Below are 7704 nucleotides of genomic sequence, written 5' to 3'. Positions count from 1 at the left end.
CATTTTCAATAGGCGCAGTAATTTCCTTTTCCGTTTCTATAGCAGTGTCAAAAGTTGCTTTTGCTTGTACTACCACTACCGGAAAACTGACCTCTGGAAATAAAGCATATTTGAGACTACTAAAAGCAAACAATCCTGCTATAGTTACAGTTAACCAAAAACAAATAGTTAACCAAGGTTTAGCGATCGCCCACCTAGAAATATTCCAGCGCTGCCGCAGATTTTTGCCTGAAGACTGTTTCATCATAAATTCTCATTATTCTATAGAGAGCGATCGTTTGTAGTAGGGTTTTAGCCCCATCTATACTTATACTTAGGGCTATTGCCCTACTACGAGCTTTGATTATAAAACATAATATTACTCCCCTACTCCCTACTCCCTACTCCCTATTCCCTAAAGATTAATTTATTAACTTTTCAGCACAAAGCTCTCCGATTTCTATTAACTCCTCCCCTTTTTCCTCCTTTGCTGATTGTGCCAATAGCTTCTGAAATTTTTCTAAGGTATATTTAGATTGAAACTGATTCAAGGTACAATTACATAATATTTCAGCTTGTTCTTCAGACAATCCTTTTGCTACAGCATTAAACTGACAACTTGCCTGATAAGTCTCCGCAAAATCTTGAGGATATTCATTTTTATCTGGCAATTTAGGAGTTTGACTGTTCGCCTCATTCAAAAACAAGGTACAGTAAACCACGATTGAAACAGTCATTAAAAAAGCTGTAATTAGAGATTGTTGGCGGAAGGTAGTCTTCATTAAGTAATTAGTCCTTTTTCCGAGTAATATTTCTCTATATATTTTCATATTATACGAATAATAAACAGATGGTATTTAATCTAACATTAGCTTAGATATTCAGGATCGACAACCTATTTTTGGCCAGCTTTTATGAAGGTTAATTTACTATTAACATATCTGAGATAAAATTAGATAAAAATAGTGATTTTTGATAATTGAAACATTAGTAAATATAGTATAGTAATTCCCATACTGGTAAGGTACAAAATCCGTTTGTTTTAGGGAATAGGGAACACTTAATTGGAAACAGGGAACAGGGAACAGGGAATAGAATAGAAATGAATATTAGGTGTACCTCATTAGCCTGATCAACGCTATATTCCTGAAGAGAGAAATGGCAGAAGAAGTAAGTTATTGAGATAATTAACTAATAAAAACACAAAATCAGGAGATATAGTTGACAATGAACAGAACTAAATTGTTACCAACCTTAATAGCAACTACTACAATGTTGTTGGCAACAACAGGAAAGGTTGAAGCTATTACTTTTGCTGGAACATCATCTGGTTCATGGGGTCTACCCGTTGTATCTGCTGGTGCGGAATTTCTTTCCAATGAAAACGGTGGGACAAATAACAGGTTAACTTGGGGAACTCATGCAGCTAATTCCTTCACAAATTATGTTCAATATGATGGTTTAGGTTTCAGCACTGGTGTAAATACCCAGTTTGCTGTTGGTGATTTAACTTATCGGAATGGTTCCACATATAATTCTTTTAATGGAGATTTTCCTCTAGAGGTTAAGCTATCTTTTACTAATCCTTTCAATAATGCAGAAAACTTAAACTATACTTTCAACATTTTTAACACTCCTAACATTACAGGAGACTCAGTTTTAGATGGAGATAAACTCAAATTTCAAGCTAATGGTCTCACAAGTGATTCTTTTAACTTTGCTGGAGTAAATTACACAGTAAAACTAATCGGTTTTTCTAGTGACGGTGGTAATACTTTCGTCAGTGAGTTTAATTCCCCAGAAGAGTCAACAGCAGAGGCAATGTTATATGCTAAAATCGTGGATGTTCCCGAACCTACCGCAGTATTTGGTTTGGGTTTACTTGGTGTTTATCTAGCAGGTTCATTGAAGAAAAAGCCTCAATAGTGGCTTTCAGGTATAGGTTCAATAATTAATAATTAATAATTAATAATTAATAATTAATTATTACCTCTTCTTAAAACATTGAGGATTGCTTAAAAGGAATTTTTTTGTTTTTTCTCCTTGCTCATGAGAGGCTTTAAACCTTAATTTTTCGGTAAACAGGTAGACAAATAGTTATTGCTATATGTTTACCGAAAAATTAATAATTAATAATTAAATAATTCGCGCCTTGAAGCCTCCCCTTGGATAGGGGAAAACAAAGAAAATATTCCTTATATTCAATCCTCTCGGTTAAAACTCGAGGTAATTATCAATTATCAATTATCCATTAATGAAAGCGGTTTTTCTGCACGGTAGACCACAGTAGGGGCGAATGGCTATTTGCCCCTACTGAGTTTTGGTTATGACGTGAGGTCATTAATCTGAAAAGCCCTGTATAGAAGCAATTTGGAATATTAGCCAAAGTGCGAGTTTTTGGCAAAGGAGTCAGTCGGACGTCCTCAGAAGTCAGGAGATGGAGAAATAGAAGAGGGGAAAAAGGTAGAAACATAGATATATTCACCATCTCCTCATCGCCTCATCACCCAATCACCCCATCTCCTCATCACCCAATCACCCAATCACCCCATCTCCTCATCACCCCATCTCCTCATCACCCCATCACCCCATCACCCCATCACCCCATCACCAAATCACCCAATCACCCCATCTATCTATATAGAATAGGGGAAAAAGGTAGAAACATAGATATATTCACCATCTCCGAATCTTCCCTGATCCAGACATGATATAATAGTATCTTCGCATAATTAATTATCAAAAAGTCCTGTAGACATAGGCGTGATAATTAAAAATTAAATCAATCCCATACGCATAAATCATCAATTCTTTCCCCCTACTCCCGTACGGGCGATTCGCGAATCGCTCCTACTCCCTACTCCCTCTTTTCCGGAGATGTCCTGTGTTTATAGTTGTGCTTCAGCACACTCAATATGTGGAGCAGCGCTAAAGCACAACTACAAGCTGTTATTATAACTATTTTACCGAACATGATATAAGTCCTGATGATATTAGATGAAACAAAACAAGGTATTTGTGTGATTAACTACTGACTCCTGACTCCTAACTTTTAGGTTCTATCCAAACTTTCATTCCCTCTACTCTTAGAGATTTATTGCGAGTACCACAATATTGACCATTTGAATAAACTGGCAAATCTCCCATATTTTGTACATGAGCAGTGTAGAATACATCATAACTACCAGCTTGAGGACCTGTAAGTTGCAGAGCAAATCCTTCTAGTCTACGCGCTCTTCCACGTTCCCCTGCTAATTTTCCTGCTTTTAACCAAGGAGTATCACCAACTCCACCAATATTTGCCATATATTCCAAATTTAACCCAGGAATAGGGGGTTCTATATTAATTTGAAAAGCTTCGACACGGAAACCTTGACCGCGAGTACCTGCATATTCTCCAGCAGCAAATGAGCGATCGCCCATATTTTGTATATGAACTATAACTTTTAATCCGACAGATGTTCCTGACTTTTGATTAGTCGTTTCTCCAAACATGATATTTGGTCTTTGAATTTTAGGAGAATTTTGAGGCGTTTCTACTCCAGGAACAATAATAATTTCGTCTAGAGGTTTTGCTGGTGTCGGATCTTCTAAAATCATTATATCTGGATCGTCAATAGGTGCTTGATTAGGTTCGCCACCACCAGAGGGTACTACTATTAAAGGTGGTAAATTTCCAGTAGTTGACTTTTGAGGATTAGTTGCTTGACTAGCAAGATTTTCAGTTCGCTCTAATTCTTCAAGTGCAGGTAATTTAATTCTAGATGTTGTTGGTAAAGAATTATTGGCAATTATCAGCTTTCCTCTAGATATAGCTAACATTAATTTTTTGCCAAAGGTTATGTTAACTTTTTCTTCCAATTCTAACCACTGTTCGTCATCTAAATTTTTTCCCTGTTTAACAAGTTTTAATACTGCTGAAAGTGGATGTCTATCTTCAATTAAAGCTTGAGCATTATCAGGTAATTTTTCAGATTTTGTCTCAGATATTAGTTTATATAGTTCTTTTGCTTGTGCTTTAACTGATTGTAAAGGAGGAAATTCTGGTTGTTCTTGATGAGCGATCGCTAAAATTTGATTAAGAATATCTAAAGCTGGTTGACTTCCTGATAATTTTGTGGTTTTTGTAACTGCTTTAATTAAGTTTTCTAAGTCTGTAAAGGAAAGTATTGCCCCAGTAGAAACTTGAGATGTTTGTGCCAATTTTAGTCCTTGCTCTTTCAGATGAGCAAAATCTTTACAGTAGGCCATCAGTTCTTCTAGTAAACTTTCTGAAGGAGGAGTACCTGCATTTTGTAATTCTTTAGCTGCTAGGGAGACGCGAATACCTAAGTTAGGAAAATTTTCTGATAGGGATGCTAGTTTTTCTAACAAGTTATGATGAGTTGTTTCCATACTGTTGTTACGGTAAAATCCTACAGTCACAATTTTACCGCTTCAGGAAAAATAATAATTCCCCTATTGCCAGTTTAAGACTGGAGATGCTATCCTTAAATTTATATGTTAGGGCGCGTAGCTCAGTGGATAGAGCACCAGATTCCGGTTCTGGGTGTCGGGGGTTCAAATCCCTCCGTGCTCGTTGGAGGAAGTAAGGCAGAAGGCAGAAGGAAAAAAATATCCTAGAAATAGCGCTTCTTAAGGAACTACTCCCTACTCCCTACTCCCTACTCCCCAAATAACTAATTACCACCAAAACTAGGATTTGAATTGGGAGGAGGAGCTGTCAATACAGATTGATTATAGGGGTTAATCAAATCAGGAGTCCGAATAACTGGGGTACTAGAAAATTGTCGTCTTTGTTCATCTATATATAACTGGTTAACTCGGCGATTATCACTCTCAATAGCTTGCTCTGGATACTTGGGAATACCAAAATAACGACCTATCTGATGCAAGATGTCTCTGTTCCCAAAAAAGTTACCAGAACGTCTTTGAGTTGCTCGGTTAAACTTTTCTGCAAAAGGTTGATATGTACGGGCAGGATCTTCTGGATGTCCCGCTTGAGCAATCTGGACAGATGTTAGGGTCGCGATCGTAGAAAAAAGAATCGTGCCACTGAGACTTTTCCAATTCATGGCCATAGATTATAATTTATTTAGATTATCATTGCTAAATTGCTCGTATTATATCAGTGATACAAAATCGGGTGATTGATTCAAGGTTATTTGTCCCATCCCCAAATCGGATGTACGGCAAAGACTTTGAGTTTTTTGATGACCCTATTATTAAGGTAGATTTTGTCTGAGATTATAAAGCCAAAAATTATCTTTGCTAATCTTTGAAGGTGTTTTGGGTGTTGGAGAATAGGTTATAGGCAAAAAGAGTTTGCCAACCAACTCATATCAGATCCGGATTGAATACTTATTATATATTTGAGGGAGATGGGGTATTGGAGAGAATAGGGATATTTACTATTGAAGTGAGAGAATAGCTTTTTTTTAATTAAGCTAAAACTGTAAATTCAGTCATCAGCTCTTACCTAGTCTCTTGCAGAGGAAGTGCGTTATCAGCTATTTCAGAGAAAATTAAAAGTTACTGCCAAAGTACACTCCTTTAACCTTAAAATGAATAATTCATTATTTGCTGAAGTGCTGACTGCGCTAGAGCTGAATGCTTACCTAAAACCTACTACCTAATACTTTCTTCAACTATTTTTTGATTGTTTAGCATGACAAACCAAATTTCATCTTTAGATTCAACTACTGCTGATTTAATAACTATTAGACAACAACTACTCGATCTGTTTTGTCGGTTAGCTTATCGTGAGGGAAATTTTGTACTATCCTCTGGGCAAAGTAGCTCCTATTATATAAATGGTAAATACGTTACTCTTCATCCCCTGGGCGCTCTGATAATAGGCAGATTACTATTGTCCATACTACCTGAAGATACTCAAGGAGTGGCAGGTTTAACATTGGGTGCCGATCCAATTGTGACTGCTGTGAGTGTGGTATCTGCTTATGAAAATCGACCTATACCAGCTTTAATTATCCGTAAACAAGCTAAAGGACATGGCACAATGTCTTACATTGAAGGGCCAATATTAGAGGCTAATGCCAAAGTAGTTGTTTTGGAAGATGTCGTAACAACTGGAGCATCAGCAATGCTAGCTGTTAATCGACTACGAGAGGCAGGTTATCAGGTTAATCAGATTTTTTCTCTTGTTGATAGACAGCAAGGTGGTGGAGAATTTTATGAGAAAGAAGGTATTGAGTTTGAGTCAATATTTACTATATCAGAGCTGCAAGAAAATCTGAAAAATATTAGCCATAAAAATGACGACTAAAGCAGATTATACAAATTCAGAATGGGAGTTATTATTACAAGCAATTACTTTGGTTTCGATGATAATTATTGCCTCTGAATTTACAGTTTTTTCAGCTATTAAAGAAGTATTTACTTTTAGCAAAGAAATTAAGCACGCTAAGTTAAATTATCAGGATAATCAACTGATTCATAATTTGTTGGTAGATACTTCTGATGCCGAAAAAACAACTCAAATAAATGAGATAGAAAATTCAGAAAATTTTGAAGATTTTCTCGAAAATGTACTAGAAAAACTTAAGGCTGCGGTAGCGATCGCTCATCTTAAAGCGACTCCGAAAGAAGCTCAAGAATACAAAGAATTTCTCTATGAAATAGCTCATCAAATAGCTAATGCTTCTGGAGAAGGAATATTTGGTACAGGACCTAAAATTAGTCAAAAAGAAGCTCTAGTTTTAGAGCAAATCAAAAAAGCTCTTGAACTAGATTAATCGATCGGATTAAATATTAGGAGGTAAGAAACTATACCGTTTCACGGAAGTGAAAAGTAAAAAGTCATGCATTAATATTTGATAGGCTCAAAACTTTGACACTATAGTAATTTAAGCAAATTATTTCACATCTTTAGTTTGAAACTATTTGTGACGTCTTTAAAGTGAATTGGTATAGAGTTAGATTTCATCGGTTAATCTTCTCGCCATTCTTCTCTACCAATCAAATCAACAATACGGTATCTAGACAGAAAGTCATTTCTCTCTAATTCTGACTCAATTTCATCCCAATCCCGATTAGGAATATACCAACGGAGAGTATAAATAGATTGATGACGACTAATAAGTTTTTGTCTTAATAATTCCCGTGCTTCATCCTTGATAACATCAAGAGAGTAGAGAGTAGCTTGAACCATTGGATTTCTCCTAAGCGTAGATATTGTTAAACAGACAATTAACCAGAATTAGTAATTTCGAGTGAAACTTTTTGTTTGCCAAAAATCTAACTCATATCTAGAAACATAAATCTGATTATTCTAGAAATATTTGTGTTTTGCTGTAGCTGCTTTGACGTTTTAAAAAGCTGATTTTTGGTAAGTTTGATAATTAACCTTGAAAATTTCGATATGTGTAGACCTTTATCAGTTATCAGTGAAAATATTCTAGGGAACGGGTTAATTTCATTCTGGTTAAATTATTATTTTCTGTTTCTTTTTTTGGTTGAGAAGCTGTTTGAAATCTAGAGTCGTTATCTTGAAATACTGGGTCGGCAATAACAGCTACTTTTTTCGGAGCAGGGGGTCTATCTTTGACTTGTTCTCTAAGAATAGAAATACTTGAAGCTGAAGGTAAGGTGACAATTTCATGGTTGACAATTAGGGGTTGATAATTTTGACCCCCCTCATTCCCCCCTGCAAGGGTGGAGGATTTTTCTCCTTCTACTATATTTCCCCCCTCTCGGAGTAGGAGA

The 7704-nt window shown here is 36.1% G+C and carries 10 protein-coding genes and 1 tRNA gene; 5 read left to right on the top strand and 6 right to left on the bottom strand.

Annotated elements, in window-relative coordinates:
- Together F6K22_RS24075 and F6K22_RS24070 are read right to left on the bottom strand one after the other, a co-directional pair.
- Nucleotides 1-247, bottom strand: a 247-nt coding sequence (locus F6K22_RS24075; protein ID WP_293103741.1) for an efflux RND transporter permease subunit, incomplete at its 3' end; no start/stop codon positions are given.
- A 154-nt stretch (nt 248-401) separates the two neighbouring features.
- Nucleotides 402-761 carry a hypothetical protein gene (locus tag F6K22_RS24070; RefSeq protein WP_293103738.1) on the bottom strand — a complete coding sequence of 120 codons (360 nt, stop codon included), beginning with the start codon at nt 759-761 and terminating at the stop codon, nt 402-404.
- A 445-nt stretch (nt 762-1206) separates the two neighbouring features.
- Between F6K22_RS24070 and F6K22_RS24065 the strand changes: the two genes are divergently transcribed.
- Both F6K22_RS24065 and F6K22_RS24060 read left to right on the top strand, forming a co-directional pair.
- The gene (locus F6K22_RS24065; RefSeq protein WP_293103735.1) at nt 1207-1905 is read left to right on the top strand and encodes a choice-of-anchor K domain-containing protein; all 699 of its coding nucleotides are present in this window, start codon (nt 1207-1209) and stop codon (nt 1903-1905) included.
- Nucleotides 1906-2366: 461 nt separating this feature from the next.
- Complete coding sequence (locus F6K22_RS24060) at nt 2367-2690, top strand: hypothetical protein (RefSeq protein WP_293103732.1); 324 nt, start codon at nt 2367-2369, stop codon at nt 2688-2690.
- A 334-nt stretch (nt 2691-3024) separates the two neighbouring features.
- On the opposite strand, the gene F6K22_RS24055 is transcribed toward F6K22_RS24060, so the two are convergent.
- Nucleotides 3025-4404: a hypothetical protein gene (locus tag F6K22_RS24055; RefSeq protein WP_293103729.1), complete on the bottom strand. Its 1380-nt coding sequence runs from the start codon at nt 4402-4404 to the stop codon at nt 3025-3027.
- An 81-nt stretch (nt 4405-4485) separates the two neighbouring features.
- On the opposite strand from F6K22_RS24055, the gene F6K22_RS24050 reads away from it, so the two are divergent.
- Nucleotides 4486-4558: transfer RNA gene (locus F6K22_RS24050), tRNA-Arg, on the top strand.
- Between the two features lie 100 nt (nt 4559-4658).
- Here the strand turns inward: F6K22_RS24050 and F6K22_RS24045 are convergent.
- The gene (locus F6K22_RS24045; RefSeq protein ID WP_293103727.1) at nt 4659-5060 is read right to left on the bottom strand and encodes a hypothetical protein; all 402 of its coding nucleotides are present in this window, start codon (nt 5058-5060) and stop codon (nt 4659-4661) included.
- A 587-nt stretch (nt 5061-5647) separates the two neighbouring features.
- On the opposite strand from F6K22_RS24045, the gene pyrE reads away from it, so the two are divergent.
- Together pyrE and F6K22_RS24035 are read left to right on the top strand one after the other, a co-directional pair.
- Nucleotides 5648-6265 (top strand): orotate phosphoribosyltransferase, encoded by a 618-nt coding sequence (gene pyrE / locus F6K22_RS24040; RefSeq protein ID WP_293103723.1) that lies wholly within the window; start codon nt 5648-5650, stop codon nt 6263-6265.
- On the top strand, nt 6255-6734 hold the full coding sequence (locus tag F6K22_RS24035; protein WP_293103720.1) for a tellurite resistance TerB family protein: 480 nt from the start codon (nt 6255-6257) through the stop codon (nt 6732-6734). The genes pyrE and F6K22_RS24035 overlap by 11 nt, the downstream gene beginning before the upstream one ends.
- A 194-nt stretch (nt 6735-6928) precedes the next feature.
- Here the strand turns inward: F6K22_RS24035 and F6K22_RS24030 are convergent, their stop codons facing one another.
- The gene (locus F6K22_RS24030) at nt 6929-7150 is read right to left on the bottom strand and encodes a DUF4327 family protein (RefSeq protein WP_293103717.1); all 222 of its coding nucleotides are present in this window, start codon (nt 7148-7150) and stop codon (nt 6929-6931) included.
- A gap of 232 nt (nt 7151-7382) precedes the next feature.
- A partial coding sequence (locus F6K22_RS24025) for a hypothetical protein (RefSeq protein ID WP_293103714.1) occupies nt 7383-7704 on the bottom strand: 322 nt, incomplete at its 5' end.

Origin of the sequence: Okeania sp. SIO2F4, from assembly GCF_010672385.1 — a bacterium.
Lineage (GTDB): Bacteria > Cyanobacteriota > Cyanobacteriia > Cyanobacteriales > Microcoleaceae > Trichodesmium.
This window is presented reverse-complemented; position numbering and strand designations above follow the sequence as displayed.

Excerpts from the sequence above, each read along its gene's own strand:
- F6K22_RS24070 (WP_293103738.1), bottom strand. The coding sequence starts at position 761 with ATGAAGACTACCTTCCGCCAACAATCTCTAATTACAGCTTTTTTAATG.
- F6K22_RS24065 (WP_293103735.1), top strand. The coding sequence starts at position 1,207 with ATGAACAGAACTAAATTGTTACCAACCTTAATAGCAACTACTACAATG.
- F6K22_RS24045 (WP_293103727.1), bottom strand. The coding sequence starts at position 5,060 with ATGGCCATGAATTGGAAAAGTCTCAGTGGCACGATTCTTTTTTCTACG.
- pyrE (WP_293103723.1), top strand. The coding sequence starts at position 5,648 with ATGACAAACCAAATTTCATCTTTAGATTCAACTACTGCTGATTTAATA.
- F6K22_RS24035 (WP_293103720.1), top strand. The coding sequence starts at position 6,255 with ATGACGACTAAAGCAGATTATACAAATTCAGAATGGGAGTTATTATTA.
- F6K22_RS24030 (WP_293103717.1), bottom strand. The coding sequence starts at position 7,150 with ATGGTTCAAGCTACTCTCTACTCTCTTGATGTTATCAAGGATGAAGCA.